Raw genomic sequence first — 17,106 nt, 5'->3', positions numbered from 1 at the left:
CTAACCCTCCCCCGCAAGGGGGGAGGGAACGCACCTGTGCGCGTGGCTGCTAAGGTGACTCGCCGCTCGGCACACTGCGCTCCCTCCCCCCTTGCGGGGGAGGGCGGGGGAGAGGGGCAGCCAGGCAAAAGGTGCGCCTGAGCAGGCTAGCGCGCCGCGCCTTCCGTGAACGCCGTCTCGATCACCTCGCCGAAGAGCTGCCAGGAGCGGCCGTCAAACTGGACCAGCCGCATCTGCTTGATCGGCAGATAGCTGTTGGGCGAGGTGCTCATCCTGATGTTGGGCAGCGCAACGGAGGGCTGATAACTCTTGAGCGAAGCCGCTTGACGCATGATGTTCTCGCGCGAGAGGTCGTCGCCACATTGCTTCAGCACCTTGGTCAGCGCCTCGGCTGCGGCGTAGCCAAAGACTGCCGCGCTGTTGTTCGTGCTTTCGATCTGATGGTACCGGTCCATGAAGGCGAACCAGTCCTTCATGGCGGGATCGTCTTTCCATGCGGGATCGCTCGGATCCTTCAGGAAGGCGGCCGAGATCACGCCGGCCGAGTTTTCCAGGCCCGCCGGCGCCATCGCATTGGCGATCGAGGCGGAGGCATCGTTCACGATGAAGACCGGACGCCATTTGAGCGACGCCGCCAGCTTGATCACCTTGGACGCCGTCGACGGCACGCCGAGAAAGACGAAGATATCGGCGCCCGCGCGCTTCAGGATCGAGACGTGCCCTTCGAGATGCTCGTCGTTGATGTCGAAGGCGATGTCGACGAGGACGAGACGGTTGAGGTCGCCGAGACCTTCCTGGATGCCCTTGTAGAGCATGCGCCCGAACTGGTCGTTCTGCCAGAGCACGACGATCTTCTTCCTGGGATAATAGGCCTGGATGTAGTTGGCGTAGATGCGCCCCTCCGACCGGAACGACGGCTGCCAGCCCATGGTCCAGGGAAACGCCTTGGCCTGGCTCAGCTCCTCGTCGCCAGAGGCGAGGAAAAGCTGCGGGATCTTCTTCTCGTTCAGATACCGGCGCGTGGCGAGATTCCCGGGCGTGCCGAACGAGCCGAACATGAGATGGACGTCGTCCTGCTCCACCAGATTGCGGGTCAGCTCCAGTGCGGCCGCCGGATCGGAATTGTCGTCGCGGGTGATGAAGCGGATCTTGCGTCCGTTGATGCCGCCGCGCGCATTGATCATGTCGAAATAGGCGGCCTCCGCCGTCCCGATCGCGCCGAATTCCGAGAGCGGCCCCGAATACGGCATGACATTGCCGATGCGGATTTCGTTGTCGCTTGCGGATTGGTCTGCGTGTTGCTGCGACATCGCGCCGAGCGAGGCGAACGCGACCACGAAAACGAGCGCCATCCTGCCGACGATGCGCATGTCCGACACCTTGATGTTGGCCCCACATGGAAATCGGCTCAACCGGTCAAGCCCGCTTGATCTAGGTCAAGCGTTTGTCAATCGTATGGCTCGACGGTTCGTTTTCGAAGCGGCGTACTTGTCGTCCTCGAAATGGCAGGCGTGCTGACGCGCCGATGTCTTGGCGAACTCGGGGTTGCGCTCGGCGGGTTTGGTTTGGCAATCGACCGATGAAAAATGAATCGATCTGTGTAAGATCACGTTCGGGATAGCAGGCCTTAATTTGGATGGTGGTCAATATTGACCAGTGGCAGCAGAGCTCATGGTTCCATGATGGTCCATCACCGCCCCCATCCGCATCCATCGGTGACTGAGAGTATCGTACTCCCGCCGGATCCAGGCGAGTCTCATGACCATTCAGCGACCACCTTGTCCTAAATGCCAGACAACAACGATGCTGGCGCGCATCACGCCCGGCCCCGCCGGTTTTGACATTCGTACCTTCGAATGTCCCGCTTGCAATTTCGTCGATCCGATCGCGGTCGAACTGGTCGACCCGATGAGATCGGCCAAAACCCTGGCTTGGTTTCAGAGCGAATTGCGGGCGCCCACGTAGGGGCGCGCGACCCGGAACGATCGAGCGCCGGAAGCCCAGAGGCGGGCTTTGGTCGAGAAGAGCCGATTGCAGCGCTCCGCTTGCGAAAGACGCACGACCAATTCTTTCAAGCCCACGCGAATTGTCTGCAATAGAGATCTGCCAAGAGCCGCGTTGGCCGATACAGGCAAAGGGTCCGTGCTACCGTTCAGCCGACAAGTTGACGAGGCGCAGCTTGGCCGCTTGTGCAGTCGCGGACGAAGGCGTCGGCGTTGTCTTCTCAAAGTCCGCGAGAATGCTGGCGCTGAGCTCCGAGGCGGGGACCGGCCGACCGAAGAAGAACCCCTGGGCCTGATCACCGTCGGCCGATTCGAGAAAAGCCGCCTGGTTGGCGGTTTCGACGCCTTCGACCGTCACTCGCATGTGCAACTCGCGTCCAAGCGCGATGATCGCTTTCACCACCGTCCCGACCTGACAATGGGAGCCGTCGAGGCCCTGTATGAAGCTTCGATCGATCTTGATCTTGTCGAACGGAAAGCGCCACAGGTAGCTGAAGCTCGAATATCCGGCCCCGAAATCGTCCATCACGATCGCTACGCCCATCGCCTTGAGCGTCAGGAGCTGCGCCATGATCGTTTCGGTGTTGCCGAGCAGCAGGCTTTCGGTGATCTCCAATTCGAGCCGGTGCGCCGCGAGGCCCGCCTCTTTCAGTGCGGCGGCGACGATGCCGCTGATGCTGCCCGCCACGAACTGCGTGGGCGACAGGTTCACTGCAACGGTCAGGTGCTCCGGCCAGGTCGCGGCGGTGCGGCATGCCTCCCGCAATACCCACGCCCCGATCTGGTCGATAAGCCGCAACTCCTCGGCGACGGGAATGAAGGTCAATGGCGGAATGAGCGTTCCGTCCGCCGCGGGCAAACGGATCAGCGCTTCGAAGCCGGCAAGGCGGCGCTGAGACATTTCGAAGAGCGGCTGGTAATGCAGTTCGAAGCGATCATTCAGCACCGCCTCGCGGATTGTCCTCTCGAGCTCGATTCGCGCTTGCAACGCAGTATCCATCTCGGGCAGGAAAAATCGGATGCAATTGCGTCCCGCTGCCTTGGCCGCGTACAGCGCCAGATCGGCGCTCTTGAGCAACTGCTCCGCGGTGGTGGCTTCCTCCGGCGCCAGGGCCACGCCGATGCTGGCGGTGGTGAGGATCTCGTGCTGCTTGAACTTCACCGGAGCATTTACAGCGGTGGCAAGATGGCGCGCAAACGACTCGGCCTGCGTCCTGCCGGCGACGTCGTACTGCACGACGACGAACTCGTCCCCGCCGAGCCGGGCCACCACGTCGTCGATCCGGACCGTTGCGCGCAGACGCTCCGCGATAGTCTTGAGCAGAAAATCGCCGCCGTCATGACCAAGCGTATCGTTGACCTCCTTGAAGCGGTCGACGTCGATGAAGTGCACTGCAAGGCTGCCGCCCCTCTTCGGCAAGTGAGCGAGAGCTCTCTCCAGTTTTTCGATCAGATGGGGACGATTGGTCAGTCCGGTCAACGCGTCATGGTGGGCGAGGAATCGGATGCGTCGGTCAGCCTGCTTCACCTTTGTTTCACGATACCACGCAATCGCGGGAATGGAGAAGGCGAGGCCCGACAGCAGGCAAAGGAATACGGCCGCGGTCAGGAACGTATTGTGGACATTCTTGCGTTGCTCGGTTTCATCGACGTAGGCCGCAACGACCGCGGTGAGGCGACCATCGGTCTGGACCGGGACATAGGCGCGGGCGAAGAATGCCGGTCGGTCGGGCGAACTTCCCTCCCTGACGTCGACGATCGGACGACCGTCAACCACTGATCGCGCCGCATCGGGGCTGTATTCGGACAAGTCGACGAGCGCGATCTTTTCGCGGGTCGAAACGAGCTGGGAGTAGCCATTGCGGTTGAATATTTCGTAGTGAAAGACCTCGCCGGAATTTCGCGCCGACAGGAAGAACCTTAGACTCGCGGCTGAAGGCTGCTCGCCGCCGGCGATCTGCTCAAGATCGGTGACGCTGGCCGCCAGGAAACTCGCCCAGCTGCGTGCGGTCGACATCGCATCTTGGCGGAGAAGGTGATCGGTCGTGATCTTCAGCGTCATCCCGGTACCCGTCAACAGGATGGCGAGCGCAGCGACGATGGTGACGATGTTTCGCTGAGGCCAGATGTTGGCGAGCGACGGCATCCGCGGCTACCGGGTCGATCGCATTTTCGTGAGCTCGGTCCGGACCGTTTTCAGCAGTTCGGCATTGCGCTCGCTTTTTGAAGCCCAATCATTGGCAATGGCTGCGAACACGGCATTTGCCGCATCGAGGTCCGACGACGAGGGCATGATCACTTGGCGCTTCGGATCGGATTTCAGTTCCCGCATAATGCTGTTTTCCACCGCTTCGTAGGTATCCATGAAGCGCGCGGCAGCCCACTCACCACTGTATTTGAGGATGATCGCCTGGGCCAATTCGGGCAGCCGATCGAACGTTTTTCGGTTCATCAAAACCATCAATGGCGCGCCGCTGATTCCAAGAAGGTAATGATAAGTTGCAACGCGTTTGATGCCATAGTCGACCAATGGAGACGGTGGCACGAGCGCGCCATCGATGCTGCCGTTGCCGATGGCTTCCGAGATCTTGGTGACCGCCAGAAACACGGGCTGTGCTCCGAGTTTTTCCAGCGCGGCGGCTTCGCCGGGATTGTTGACGCGAATTCTCTTGCCCTTCAGATCATTCAGCGACGTGATCGGGATCTTGCTGTGGATCGTCTCCGGTTCGGTGACATAGGCGCCGATCACGGTGTAGTCATCGAAACCCTGCAAAGCGTTGGCGGCCACGAGCCGGGTGAACACGGCAACGGACTCCCGCATGCTCGTAAACAGACCGGGCATCTCGATGATTGCATTGTCTGCGAACCGGTTGCGCGTCAGGCCTGTCACGACGTAGGCGATGTCGGCCGTACCATCGAGCACGAGCTGGGGCTGCTCAGCCGGATCCTTGCCGAGCACGCCGCTGAAATAGGTTTCGATTTCAATCAGGCCTCTTGCTTCGGTGTTGACCGCGTCGACAAATGGTCTGACCGCGGCGAGATAGCTCGTCGAGCGGTCGGAACTAGGGAAGGCCAGTTTGAGCTTGACCGGTTCGGCTGCCGACGCCGAAATCAACACAACAGAGATCACCGCGCATCGTGCCAGCAACTTGAGCATCGGTTTTCCGTTCGTGGCGGCGGCGCGTCACTCGGTTGTGCGAAACGCCGATTTCCTTGGTCTCCAGCGAACCCCCATAGATAGAAATGCCCCAGATAACTCTCCTAGATAGCATGCGGCGGTCCGGGCGGCGACCAAATCGCGAATCGTGGTTTGAGGCGTGCTAACGCCGGCGAGACAATTGTCTGGGAGCCGCCAATGCGATTTGGCTTACGTCAGCAGCTCGTGCCCGTGCGGCGGACGTTATCGGCGCGCCGCTCGCAACCGCCCTTACGGCAGTCCCCGCGCCTCGAGCTGATGCACCAGCAGCAGCGTCGGCTCGGCGAGGCTGTCGCCGGAGCCGTCGAGGCCGAACGCGGCGGCGATGCCGTCGCGGCTGCGCAGGATGGTGCCGCGCGGACAATGGCCGGCGCCGCAGAGCGTCTTCTTCAGGGTCTCGCCCTGTGCCACCACCCCGGCGGAATCGTCCGCGGCCCAGGCCAGCACGATCGGCACGTCGACATTGAGGATGCCGGGGAAGACCGAGCGCTTGTCGTACTGGGTGGCGTCGCCGCCGAGATAGGCCTTCACGCTGTCGCTGGCGTCCTTGCCCGCACGGTAGATCCCGGACACCAGCACGACGCCCGCGACGTCGGCGCGGTCGGTCTGGAGCTCGGGATGCGCCAGCAGGGTGGCGACGTGAAAGGCGCCGGCGCCATAACCGACCGCGACGATCTCGCGGGCGTCGCCATTGAACAGGTCGATATTGCCGTGGACCCAGGACAGCGCCGCCGCCACGTCGGTCGCCCCGACGGGCCAGCTCGCCGCCGGCGCGAGGCGATAGCTGACGCGCACCCCGATCATGTCGTTGCGCGCGGCAAAGCACATGGCCTGGTCCTGGATCTGGCGCGACAGCTCCGGCGCCGCATGGTCGCCGGTAAAGGTGTCGCCCGCCACGAACAGCAGCACCGGCCGCGGCGTATCCGCCTTGGTCGCGCTGGTGGCGACATCGAGCACATTGGCCTCGCTCTCGCCGTAGCGCAGGCCGCGCGCGAAGGTGACCTGCTCGCAGAGCCGCGCGGTACCGCCGGCGGTGGTGTCGTTATCGGTGAGCCCGACGCGGACCAGCTCGGGCGGCGCAGTCAGCCGGGCCGGAACCGGACCATGCGCGGAGGCTGTCGAGACGGTCAGAACAAGCAAAAATGCGAGATAATTCTTCATGATGGTGCCGGGCCTTGCGCGCTCATATTGGCTCGCTGTCGGGGCCTGTCTTTTCAATTCGCCTTATTAGTTGGCTGGTCTTGAGGCGATTTGACGGCACCTTCGGCTCTCAATTCCCCGGCTCGAATGTGCAATCCGCGCCGCTGCCGTCCTTCCGCTTGATCGCGTTGGGGTCGATCGTGCAGCTCAGCTTGGCGAGGCTCTCGAAATTCGATCCCGCCGCGCCGTCGGGCGGAACGCCGGCCAGCGCTTCGGTGGCGAAGATCTCGTTGGCGGTGGAGCCGTTCACCGTCTTCACCTTCTTGCCGAAGGTCACCTCGCAATTGCGAACGGTGATGTCGACATTGCCGGTGCGGCAGACGATCCGGTCGGCCGTCACCACGATCGCCTTCTTGTAGGGAATGTCGGCATTGGCGGCGAACAGCATCGCCACCGCCTTCTTCTCGGCGCCGGTGAGGTTCGGCGACAGCGGCGCGATCACGCCCGCAAGCGCCAGCGCCGTCGCGCCCGAGACCTTTGCGGGCGTGGTCGCGGAGGCGCCGGCGAGGTGGGACGTGGCGGCAAGAACAAGGGCGCAGGATAGGATCGATCGGCCGGATGTCATCCCTGCCTCCAAGAGTCCGAAAATGAGTCCGAAAATGAGTCCGAAAATCGGCCCGAAATCTCAGGCGGCCTTCTTCCGTTTGACCGTTTTCTTCGCCTTCCTAGCCTTTTTCGCCGCCTTCTGGGCTGCGAGATACGCTTCCACCTTCCTGGAGGAATGGCCGGCTGCGGCCACGGCGGCCTTCAGCCTGGCCGCGGTGATCTTGAATTTCTTCGACCAGTAGCGGACCTCATAGGCCTCGCCGAGCGCGATCCGGCTCTTGTCGGAGGCGCGGTGCTTCTGGAGCTTGATGTAGGCCTCGACCTTCTTGGCGGAGTGGCCGACCTTCTTGACGGCGTATTTCAGCTTGGCCGGCGTCACCTTGAACTTCTTCGACCAATAGGCGACTTCGTATTTCTCGGTGAGCGCAATCAGGGCGCGATCGGCTCCGCCCCGCTTTGCCTTGCTGTCGGCCATGCTTCCCTCCTGCCGTGGATGGCGTCCAGTCTAGCATGCAACCGGATTTGGAAGGCAAGGCGCGGGGCACGCGGCAATTGTGCGGCGGGGCCGTTTTGGTTCGGCGCGTCATGCGGTTGTGCGGCGCGACCTGGCCTCGTGCCGGAGCAGGCTTTCTACTGTGCATGGGGTTGTTTTCGCGTTTTTTTATTCCTCGCATGTCCGTGATGGAACCTTATGGCGGCTGGTGCGACTTAATCCATAGACACGGGGAGAAACGTGCGAGGCTGTCATGGCAGAGAAGCATACCGCCGATCCGGCAGAGATCATGCGGGCGACCGGTCACCCTGAACTGGAATATGCCGCCGGCTGGACCATCGCTGGTCTCGTCACCATCGGCACCATTGTCGCCGCCTGGGTGTTCGCGATCTAGGCGACTGGAAACTGCAGCTCGAAGGCCGCGCCCTCGTCGGTCGGCTTCAGCCTGATCGAGCCGCCATGGCTCGCCATCACCGCGCGCGCGATCGCCAGCCCCATCCCGGTGCCGCCCTGGTCGCGGCGGGTGGTGAAGAACGCGTCAAAGATCCTGTCGCGGTTCGGCGCCGAGATCGGCTCGCCGTCATTGCTCACCGTCAGAAGCAGGGTCGTCCGCTCGTCCACCGCCTCCAGCCTGATTGACCTCGCCTTGTGCCGCATCGCGTTGTCGGCGAGATGCGACAGCACGATCAGTGCCTTCTCGCTGGACATGCCGATCGCCCGGTCGAGGCTGCCGCTGGCCGAGATTGCGCTTGCCGGAAACCGGCTCCGGAGGTCGGCGATGACGGGCGCAAGCTCGGTGCGCTCGTTCTGCGGCAGGCTTTCGGCGCGGGCGAGCTCGCGCAGCCGCTGCGCCATCGCCTCCAGCCGCTGCGTGTCGGACAGGATGTTGGCGATGAACGTCGTCTGCTCGGCCGGCGTCAGGCTGCCCGACTTGCCTTGAACCGAATCCTGCAGCAGCTCGGCCGCACCCTTGATCGAGGTCAGCGGCGACTTCAGCTCGTGGGTGAGATGGGCCGAGAAGGTCGCGATGTAGTCGGAGCGCCTTGCGAGCTGCTCGGCCATGCCGAGGAAGCTGTGCGAGAGCTGGGCGAACTCGCGCGTGCCGTAGTGCCGGAGCGGCCTGAACGCCTCGCGGTCGCCGCGTCCGATCCGCGCGGCGCGGTCGATCAATTCGCGCATCGGCAGCGTGATGGTGCGCGAGAATACCAGGCCGATCGCGATCGTGCCGAGGATCACGGCGAGCCCGGCCAGCACGAACTTGGCCCGCTCCTGGTAGAGATGGTCGAAGATGTTGCTCGGCGTCCGCGTGGTGTAGATTACCCCCGCAACGCGGTTGTTGACGATGACGGGCATCGCCGAGAACACGTGCACGCCGAGGCCGCGGCTGAAGGAATAGATCGGCGGCGGCGGCTTGTCCGGCACGCGGTTGCGCAAGGTGGCGCGGTACTGCCCGTGCAGCGCGTCTGCGACCTCCTCGATATGCGCAAGCGACTGGCCGACCTCCTGGCGCCCGGCGATCACCACGCCCTGCGGATCGAGGATGCGAAAGCCCGCCAGCGTCACCTTCTGGGTCTCGCGGATGATCGGCGTCAGCCTTGCGCCGATCTCGACATAGGCCGGCTGTGCCGGGCGGATTGCTGCCTGCGCATCGGGCCGCCGCCGCAACAAATCGTTGGCGGTGAGGTCAAGCGCGGGCCGGATCGGCGTGACCTGGTCGCCGGGGTCGGGCAGCACGCCCGGCGGCACTTCTGCGCCGAGCGTGAGGCCGCTATCGAGCCGCGCGGTGACCTCCTGCGCATAGATCGTCGCCAGCACGCGGCTTTGCGCGATCAGCTCGGCCTGGGTCTGGCGGATCAGCTGGTTGTCGTAGAGGCGGAAGAAGAACAGGCCGACCAGCGGCAGCACCGCGACGGTTGCCAGCACCGCGAAGATGACGAGCCCGAGCGACGGCCGCCATTTGTCGGGCGCCGCGCTCATGCCTCTTTCTCGCAGCGGCCGAGCTTGAAGCCGACGCCGTGGATCGTCTCGATCACGTTCTCGCAATTCAGCGCCGCGAGCTTGGCGCGGATGTTGCGGATATGGCTGTCGATGGTGCGATCGGAGACCTGGATGTTGAGCTGATAGGCCGCGCGCATCAGCTGCTCGCGGTTGAACACCGAGGTCGGCCGGGTCAGGAACGCACGTAAAATGCCGAACTCGATCGCGGTCAGCTTCAGCGGCGTGCCGGCGAAGGACGCGACATGCTGCTCGGGATCGATCAGCAGGCCGCCTTGCGCCAGCGCGCTCGGCCCGGCCTTGGCCTCGCCATTGCGCGGGCTCAGGCGGCGCAGAATGACGTTGACCCGCGCCACCAGCTCGCGCGGGCTGAAGGGTTTTGTCACGTAATCGTCGCCACCGATCTCGAGACCCAGGATGCGGTCGATCTCCTCGTCGCGCGCCGACAGGAACAGGATCGGCACGTCGGAGCTCTTGCGTATCTCGCGGCAGACGTCGAGGCCATCGAACTCGGGCATGCCGATATCGAGCACGATCAGGTCAGGCTTGTCGGCGGCAAAGCGGGCGAGCGCCTCCTTGCCGTCGCGCGCCTCGATCACGTCCATGCCGGCCTTCTTCAGCGCGACGCGGATGACCTCGCGGATGTGGCCTTCGTCGTCGACGATGAGAATGCGATGCGCCAAGGATATCTCCGCTTAACCGGCCGGCTGATTGCCGGGCGGGTTCTTGACCTCGGCATCGAGCCTGCGTTGCAGCCGCCAGCTCCGAAAGCCCCAGCTTCGCCAGGCCAGATCCCGGTGCTGAAGTTCTACAAGCAGGTCGCGGCGCGACACAAGGCAGCTCTCATTGGCGCTGGGCCGCAGCAACATCGCCTTGTCGATTGCGGGCAACGCCTGCGGTCCGAGCGTGAGGAGGTAGTTGATATCGATCTGCACGCCTTTGCCTGACACTTCCCGGCTGTGGGCGACATTGTAGTCGGCAATGAACGCATCGAAGTTCACCAGCGAGGCACTATAGAGCACGATCGTTAACGCGATCAGGTTGGCACTGACGAGCCACCGGTTGGACCGGTCGAGCGCGATCCGGGCGACGATCAGGATCAGCCCGAGCGCCACCAGCCCCATCCAGATGAAGGCCGCGATGCGCCAGTAGGTCAGCATGTAGATGTCGACGTAGAGATCGAGGCGGAGGATGGAGGAGGCGACCAGCAGCACGTTCTGCCCCACCCAGAGATACACCAGCGGACGAATCACGTTCGATTTCTCCGCCGGTCCGCCCGGACGCATCGCCACCAGCACGAAGGCAGCGGCGAGCAGGGCGGTCGCGATCAGCGGATAGGCGCCGCGATGGGCGTAGGCCGCGTAGGTCAGGTTGGCCGGCAGCGCCACATGGCCCCAGAGATAGATGCCGTCGAGGATGGACTGTGCCGCGAACAGCAGGTTGAACAGGATCAGCGAGCGCAGAATCGCCGAGGGTCCCAAGAACTCGGCCGGGACCAGGGGCGGGAGCGGCGGCGGCACCGGGCCATCGTCGACCGTCGTGGTGAGAACCTTCCTGCGCCGCCAGCGCACATGGATGAATGGCCAGACCAGCGCCAGCATCAAAGTCCAGAACAGCACGCGCCAGACGCTGACATATTCGAAGACGACCTTGGGATTGAGCAGGGAGATCCACTGCTCGATCACCGGATTGGCCGCGGCGAACAGCGCGATGAACACCGTGCCGAGCGCCGCCGGCAGCAGCCAGAGCGCGATGCCGCGGGTGAAGGCCGACATGTTGAAGATCTGGAGCGTCTCGAGGAAGAACCTGAAGGGACCGAACAGGACAAAGTTGCGTAGCGCGCGGGCGCGGTCGGCGAGTTCAGTCGTCTCCGGGTTGGTCGCGAGCAGCAGCGCAATCGTCAGCGACGTGACCAGGATCAGGAACGACTGCGTATTGAGCTCCTCGACGGCGGGCATAAGACCGAGCATGAAGATCGTGCCGCCGATCGCCGCGCGCCGAAAATCCAGTACCGCATGGTTGAAGAGCACGGACACGCAAGCCATCGCGACGGCAAAGAGCGTGAGCGAAAGTCCGATCCGCTCGCCATAGAACAGCCAGTCGGCGAGCGCGGCCAGCGCCAGCGCGAGGCCGACCTTGGCCGGAATCGAGGAATGCCTGATCGGCTGAATGTCCGCTGCGATCGTCGAAGCCAGGCTCGTCATGTCCGAAGGACCTCTCGTGATGGGTGACATCACGAAGTCTGAACGCTGCTTGTGCAGAAGGCGCGATCATCGTCTGCACGGTTTCAGGAGTCTTTTGCAGTTTTCGTGCAGGCGCGCTTTTGCCTCTCGCGCAGCGCAAATCGCTTTGTTAGGTGCGAAGCATTCATCACCTCTCGCATGTGGCGCATCATGCAATTCCTCCGCCGTATTGGTCTCATTCTGCTCTGGCTGGCCGCGCCCCTCGTCGCATTCGCGGCCGCGAACAAGAACGATCCTTATCTGGTCCCGCTGCGCGGCGCCGGAAACATCGTGCTTGTCGTTGCAAGCATCGCGATTGTCATTTTTCTGCTTCGCAGAGGGCGGTGGCGCACCATGGCCGGCAAGCTTCTCGTCGTGCTCTGGTGCCTGCCGCCGCTGTTGATGTCGGCAGCGCAACTGAAGTTCGAGTTGCGCAAGCGCGATGTTCTGGGGGCCAGTGCCGCCGAGGCGCGCCAGCTCGGGCCTCACTTCATGGTCGGCTATTCCTCTTTTCCCGAGGTCGCGCGCCTTGCCGAGCAAGGCTTGATCGGTGGCGTCTACGTGACCCGGCACAACATCCGCGGCCGGACGGTCGAGACGCTGCGTGCCGAGATCGCGGCGCTCCAGGACAAGCGGCGTGCAGCTAGCCTGCCGCCGCTGGTCGTCGCCGCCGACCAGGAGGGCGGCATCGTCGGGCATCTCGCGCCGCCGCTGACGAAGGTGCCGGCGCTGGCGACGCTCACCGGGCTCGCCCCCGACGACCAGCAGGCCAAAGCCGAAGGGTTTGGCCGTATCCACGGCCGCGAGCTCGCCGGCCTCGGCGTCAACCTCAATCTGGCGCCGGTGCTCGACCTCAAGCCGCCGGGCCGCCGCAATCGTCTCGACTTCCACACGCTGATCGGCCAACGGGCGATTGCGACCGATCCCGTCGTGGTCAGCACGATCGCAAACGCCTATGTGCGCGGGCTGGAAGAGTCCGGCGTCGGCGCCACGCTCAAGCATTTTCCCGGCATCGGGCGCGTGCGCACCGATACGCATCATTTCAGCGCCAATCTCGACACGCCGGTAAAGGAGCTGGAAGCAACCGACTGGCTCCCGTTCCGCGAGGTGCTGTCGCATTCGCGCAGCGCGCTCATGGTCGGCCATGTCACACTCACCGCCGTCGATCCCGATCGCGCCGCCTCGCATTCGAAGCGCGTCGTCCAAGGCATCATCCGCGACAAGTGGAATTACCAGGGCGTGGTGATGACCGACGACCTCGTGATGGGCGCGATCTACCAGCACGACGTCTGCAAGGCGGTGGTCGAGGCGATCAACGCCGGCGTCGACCTGCTGCTGGTCGCCTATGACGGTGCGCAGTTCTACCGGATCTTTACCTGCGCGCTGGACGGATCGCGGCAAGGCAAGCTCGATGCGGCGATGCTGCGTGCGAGCGAGGCGCGGCTGGAAAGGGGCTTTCCGACCGAGCAGGCGCGAGGCCCCTCAGGCCTCGTCCGCGTCGTCGATCGGCACTAGCCCTTCGCGAACTGACGGTAGTCCGGCTCGCGGTGAAACCAGAACTCGTAGCCGGTGACGCCCTTCTGCATGGCGACGTCGTGGATCGGCTGGTTGAGCGGAATGACGGGAACGTCACGCATGCAGAGCGCGATGAAATCCTTCACGCACTTGTCGTACTCGGCTGCATCCGCGGTGAAGCGTGCCTTGTCGATCAGCGCGTCCATCTCCTTGTTCTGGTAGGAGGAGATGTTGAAGATCGAGTTGTTGCCGTGGAAATTCCAGTAGAAGTAATATTCGGGATAATCGAGCCAGCCGCTGAAGCGGTTGAGCGCGAGCGGCAGCTCCTTCTTGTTCAGCGTCGTGCGCCAGTTCGCGCCGGGGATCTTTTCGATCGACGCCTTGATGCCGATCTTGGCGAGGCTCTCCTGGATCAGGATCGCGGTCGGCTCGCCGACGGTCGCCGTACCGGTGTCGAGCGACAGCGTCGTTTCCAGCCCGGACTCGAAGCCAGCCTCTTTCATCAGGGCCTTGGCCTTGTCGAGATCGGTGACATAGGGAAACGGCTGCGGCCAGACCGGCTTTGAGACATCGGCCGGGCCGCCATACATGGGGACGGCGCGTCCGAAGAAGGCGCTGCTCTGGATCTGCTCGTAAGGCATCGCCCAGGCGATGGCCTGGCGCAGCCTGGCATTGTCGAACGGCGGCTTTGCCGTGTTCAGCGCGACGTACCAGAGCGCGTTCGGGATCGGCACGCCTGATACCTTGACCTTGCCCTCCCGGATGATCTGCTCGAAATCGCGCGGCGCAAAGCCGCTGGAGATATCGGCATCGCCCCGCTCCAGCATGGCGCGCCGGGTGCCTGCGGAGGGAACGTCGCGCGCGATCACGCGCTTGACCTTCGGCAGCGGCCCGCTCTTCCAGTCGTCGAAGCGCGCCAACACGGTCTCGCTGCCGGGCTTCCAGCTCTCGATCCTGTAGGCGCCGCCGCCGGCCTCGTTGGTCTTCAGCCAGGCCAGCGCCCACGGATCTTCAGGCGTTGCGTTCTTCTTCGCGAGCTCGGAGTTGATGATGAACGGCACGACCACTGCGACGTTGAACAGCAGCATCTTGTCCTTGCGGACGTAGTCGATGCGGAAGGTGTGGTCGTCGACCACCACGAACTGCTCGGGCTTTTCCAGCGATCCCGCCGACATCTGGAAGGTCGGAAAGCCGCCGACCTTCACCGCACGGTCGAACGACCATTTGACGTCCCTGGCCGTGACCGGCGTGCCGTCGTGGAATTTCGCGTCCTTCCGCAAGCGGAAGGTGCAGGACATGCCGTCGGCCGCGACCTCCCAGCTCTCGGCGAGTTCAGGCGCGAGCTTCTCGCGATCATAGGACACGGTCCCATCGGGCAGCGTCTTGGAGGCGTAGGTCAGCAGGCGATCGTAACAATTCCAGGACAGGCCGTTCACGGTCTGGTTGGAGCCGACGCCCTGCATGTCCAGCGAGTTCGGCCCCAGCTCCTGCACCACCAGCAGCGTCTCGGCGCGCCCCTGCGCCCGGGCGAAGCGTGGCGCGATCGCCATCATTCCGGCAATGCCGAGGCCACCGAGCACGACGCTGCGGCGGTTCATGTCGGAAGATGATGCGCTCATCGCTGCCTCCTTGAGAAAAAGTTGCGACATAAAGAGGCAAAGCGCGTGCCATCAACCGCGCTTCATGGCGTCGCATCCCGCGTGAATCGCGTTCTTACGGTGTCACCGCTCCGCGTGCGACCGCGCGCGGGGCGGTCAGCTCCTTCCAGGTCGAATTCGCCACATGTACCGGCGAGAAGGCGGGGCGTTCGACGTAGCGGCCATCGCCTGCCTCGGCGCGCAGATCGCCATCCTTCCAGACAATGCTGCCGCGCGAGAGCGTCGCCGCCGGTCCGCCGGTGCAGGCAAAGCCTTCGAACACGTTGTAATCGATCCGGCTCATCTGCCGCTTCGCGCTGATGCTCTTCGTCGCCTTGGGGTCCCACACAACGATATCGGCATCCGAGCCCACGGCGACCGCGCCCTTGCGCGGATAGATGTTGAGGATGCGGGCGATGTTTGCCGAGGTCACCGCGACGAACTCTTCCTTGGTCAGCCGCCCCGTGGCGACGCCCGCGGTCCACAACAGCGCGAGGCGGTCTTCGAGGCCGCCGGTGCCGTTCGGGATCTTCCTGAAATCGCCGAGCCCGAACCGCTTCTGCTCCGTGGTGAAGGCGCAATGGTCGGTCGCGACCACCTGGAGCGAGCCGGCTTGCAGGCCGGCCCAAAGACTATCCTGGTGCGACTTGTCGCGGAACGGCGGCGACATCACGCGCTGCGCGGAATGATCCCAGTCCTTGTTTTGGTATTCGCCGGCATCGAGCAGCAGATGCTGGATCAGCGGTTCGCCGTAGACGCGTTTTCCCGCCGCGCGCGCCCGCGCGATCGCCTCATGCGCCTCGCGGCAGCTCGTGTGCACGATATAGACCGGTGTGCCCGTCATGTCCGCGATCATGATGGCGCGGTTGGTGGCTTCGCCCTCGACTTCCGGCGGCCGCGAATAAGCGTGGCCCTCGGGGCCGGTGACGCCGCGCGCGATCAGTGCCTCCTGCATCAGGGCGACGACGTCGCCGTTCTCCGCATGGACAACGGGCATGGCGCCGAGATGGGCGCAGCGCGCGAACGAGTTGTAGAGCTCGTCGTCGTTCACCATCAGCGCGCCCTTGTAGGCCATGAAGTGCTTGAAGGTGTTGATGCCGTAGGTTTTGACCACGGTCTCCATCTCGTCATAGATCTGCTTCGACCACGACGTCACCGCCATGTGGAAGCCGTAGTCGGTCGCCGCCTTCTCGGATTTGTGCCGCCACTCCTGATAGGCCGCGAGCATCGATTGGCCGGGATCGGGCAGGCAGAAATCCACCACCATGGTGGTGCCGCCGGTCAGCGCCGCCTTGGTTCCCGATTCGAAATCGTCGGCGGTGACGGTGCCCATGAACGGCATTTCGAGATGGGTGTGCGGATCGATGCCGCCCGGGATGATGTAGGCGCCGCCGGCGTCGATGATCTCGGCGCCCGTCGGCGCGTTGAGCGATGTCCCGACTGCGACGATGGTCTCGCCGTCGATCAGCACGTCCGCGCGTCGCGAATGATCGTGATTGACGACGGTGCCGCCGCGGATGAGGAGGGGCATGGGAGACTCCGGGGGAGAGGTGAGGGACGGCCCGAAGGCTAAGCGCACCACTCGCGATGCGACAGGCGAAATTTTAGTCAGCCGCCGCCGATCTTTTTACTCAGCCCGCGCGACCAGCCCGTCCAGCATCGCGCGCACGAGGCCCGCGATCTCGTTCCGCAGCGCCGGAAGCGGAACGGCGACCAGCTTCTGCTCCAGCCCCAGCGCCACCATGCCATGCACCGCCGAGAACAAGCTGCGCGCGGTGATGCCGAGTTCCTCGGGGCTGCGCTCGGGAAGCAGCAGCGCCAGCGGATGATAGATGTGGCGGAACAGCTGCATCTGGTCGTTGATGGACCAGTCGGGGAGGATCTTGTCGGCGGCCATGCGGTGCTCGAACAGCGCGCGCCAGAGTTCGAGGTTTTCGGCGGCGAAGTCGCAATAGGCAATGGCGATGCGGACCAGCGTCTCATGTGGCGAAGGATCACCCGCGCTTTCCGCTGCGCTGAGCGCCTTATCGAGGCGATGCAGCGTGCGCGAGCCGACCCGCAGGACGAGTTCGTCCACATCAGCGACGAGATTGTAGACCGCACCATTGGCGCAGCCGATCTCGCGGGCCAAATCGCGGGTTTTCAGACCCGCTACCCCCCGCTCAGCGATCATCCGCTCGGCCGCCTGGATCAGGTCGGTCCGAAGTTTCGCTCGACGTTCCAAGGCCTTAGTCATCTGGAGTCAAATTCTTGAGCGTCGCTCATTTTTTATTGAACGATGTTCAATGTTCCTGCTACA

At 63.8% G+C, this 17,106-nt stretch carries 15 protein-coding genes; 3 read left to right on the top strand and 12 right to left on the bottom strand.

Translation table 11 applies throughout. From position 1 onward, the window contains the following. Positions 1-146: 146 nt before the first annotated feature. Positions 147-1,370: an ABC transporter substrate-binding protein gene (locus E4K65_RS18825; RefSeq protein WP_135175442.1), complete on the bottom strand. Its 1,224-nt coding sequence runs from the start codon at positions 1,368-1,370 to the stop codon at positions 147-149. Between the two features lie 433 nt (positions 1,371-1,803). Between E4K65_RS18825 and E4K65_RS18820 the strand changes: the two genes are divergently transcribed. Continuing rightward, a complete protein-coding gene (locus E4K65_RS18820; protein ID WP_135175441.1) occupies positions 1,804-1,965 on the top strand; it encodes a response regulator in 162 nt (53 codons plus the stop codon). A gap of 180 nt (positions 1,966-2,145) precedes the next feature. Here E4K65_RS18820 and E4K65_RS18815 read toward each other — a convergent pair whose 3' ends face one another. From E4K65_RS18815 to E4K65_RS18795, 5 genes are all read right to left on the bottom strand, one after another. After that, on the bottom strand, positions 2,146-4,149 hold the full coding sequence (locus E4K65_RS18815; RefSeq protein WP_135175440.1) for a putative bifunctional diguanylate cyclase/phosphodiesterase: 2,004 nt from the start codon (positions 4,147-4,149) through the stop codon (positions 2,146-2,148). Positions 4,150-4,155: 6 nt separating this feature from the next. Further along, positions 4,156-5,160, bottom strand: coding sequence for a TRAP transporter substrate-binding protein DctP (gene dctP / locus E4K65_RS18810; protein ID WP_135175439.1), 1,005 nt, complete (start codon positions 5,158-5,160; stop codon positions 4,156-4,158). A 270-nt stretch (positions 5,161-5,430) separates the two neighbouring features. Further along, on the bottom strand, positions 5,431-6,360 hold the full coding sequence (locus tag E4K65_RS18805) for an alpha/beta hydrolase (protein ID WP_135175588.1): 930 nt from the start codon (positions 6,358-6,360) through the stop codon (positions 5,431-5,433). A gap of 109 nt (positions 6,361-6,469) precedes the next feature. Then, positions 6,470-6,964, bottom strand: coding sequence for a hypothetical protein (locus E4K65_RS18800; RefSeq protein WP_135175438.1), 495 nt, complete (start codon positions 6,962-6,964; stop codon positions 6,470-6,472). 60 nt (positions 6,965-7,024) lie between these two features. Then, positions 7,025-7,420, bottom strand: a complete 396-nt coding sequence (locus tag E4K65_RS18795; protein ID WP_135175437.1) for a DUF3606 domain-containing protein — start codon at positions 7,418-7,420, stop codon at positions 7,025-7,027. Between the two features lie 271 nt (positions 7,421-7,691). Here E4K65_RS18795 and E4K65_RS47340 point away from each other — a divergent pair, with 271 nt between their 5' ends. Further along, positions 7,692-7,832, top strand: a complete 141-nt coding sequence (locus tag E4K65_RS47340) for a hypothetical protein (protein ID WP_007597071.1) — start codon at positions 7,692-7,694, stop codon at positions 7,830-7,832. On the opposite strand, the gene E4K65_RS18790 is transcribed toward E4K65_RS47340, so the two are convergent. Genes E4K65_RS18790 through E4K65_RS18780 form a run of 3 tightly spaced genes read right to left on the bottom strand, consistent with a single transcriptional unit; the run spans position 7,829 to position 11,637 of the window. Then, the gene (locus E4K65_RS18790) at positions 7,829-9,415 is read right to left on the bottom strand and encodes an ATP-binding protein (protein ID WP_135175436.1); all 1,587 of its coding nucleotides are present in this window, start codon (positions 9,413-9,415) and stop codon (positions 7,829-7,831) included. The two genes, E4K65_RS47340 and E4K65_RS18790, sit on opposite strands and share 4 nt — an antisense overlap. Beyond that, positions 9,412-10,116 carry a response regulator gene (locus tag E4K65_RS18785; protein ID WP_135175435.1) on the bottom strand — a complete coding sequence of 235 codons (705 nt, stop codon included), beginning with the start codon at positions 10,114-10,116 and terminating at the stop codon, positions 9,412-9,414. Before E4K65_RS18785 ends, E4K65_RS18790 begins: the two co-directional genes overlap by 4 nt. A gap of 12 nt (positions 10,117-10,128) precedes the next feature. Beyond that, the gene (locus tag E4K65_RS18780; RefSeq protein ID WP_167770939.1) at positions 10,129-11,637 is read right to left on the bottom strand and encodes a DUF4153 domain-containing protein; all 1,509 of its coding nucleotides are present in this window, start codon (positions 11,635-11,637) and stop codon (positions 10,129-10,131) included. A gap of 189 nt (positions 11,638-11,826) precedes the next feature. Here E4K65_RS18780 and E4K65_RS18775 point away from each other — a divergent pair, with 189 nt between their 5' ends. After that, on the top strand, positions 11,827-13,170 hold the full coding sequence (locus E4K65_RS18775; RefSeq protein ID WP_135175433.1) for a glycoside hydrolase family 3 N-terminal domain-containing protein: 1,344 nt from the start codon (positions 11,827-11,829) through the stop codon (positions 13,168-13,170). Here E4K65_RS18775 and E4K65_RS18770 read toward each other — a convergent pair. The 3 genes from E4K65_RS18770 to E4K65_RS18760 form a co-directional block, all read right to left on the bottom strand. Continuing rightward, on the bottom strand, positions 13,167-14,789 hold the full coding sequence (locus tag E4K65_RS18770) for an ABC transporter substrate-binding protein (protein ID WP_167770938.1): 1,623 nt from the start codon (positions 14,787-14,789) through the stop codon (positions 13,167-13,169). The two genes, E4K65_RS18775 and E4K65_RS18770, sit on opposite strands and share 4 nt — an antisense overlap. A 94-nt stretch (positions 14,790-14,883) precedes the next feature. Then, positions 14,884-16,338 (bottom strand): dihydropyrimidinase, encoded by a 1,455-nt coding sequence (gene hydA, locus E4K65_RS18765; RefSeq protein ID WP_135175431.1) that lies wholly within the window; start codon positions 16,336-16,338, stop codon positions 14,884-14,886. 96 nt (positions 16,339-16,434) lie between these two features. Continuing rightward, positions 16,435-17,043: a TetR/AcrR family transcriptional regulator gene (locus E4K65_RS18760; RefSeq protein WP_135175430.1), complete on the bottom strand. Its 609-nt coding sequence runs from the start codon at positions 17,041-17,043 to the stop codon at positions 16,435-16,437. Between the last annotated feature and the right edge of the window lie 63 nt (positions 17,044-17,106).

Source organism: Bradyrhizobium niftali (assembly GCF_004571025.1).
GTDB classification, from domain to species: Bacteria; Pseudomonadota; Alphaproteobacteria; order Rhizobiales; family Xanthobacteraceae; genus Bradyrhizobium; species Bradyrhizobium niftali.
The sequence above is the reverse complement of the archived record's forward strand: the minus strand, read 5'-3'. Positions and strand labels throughout refer to the sequence as shown.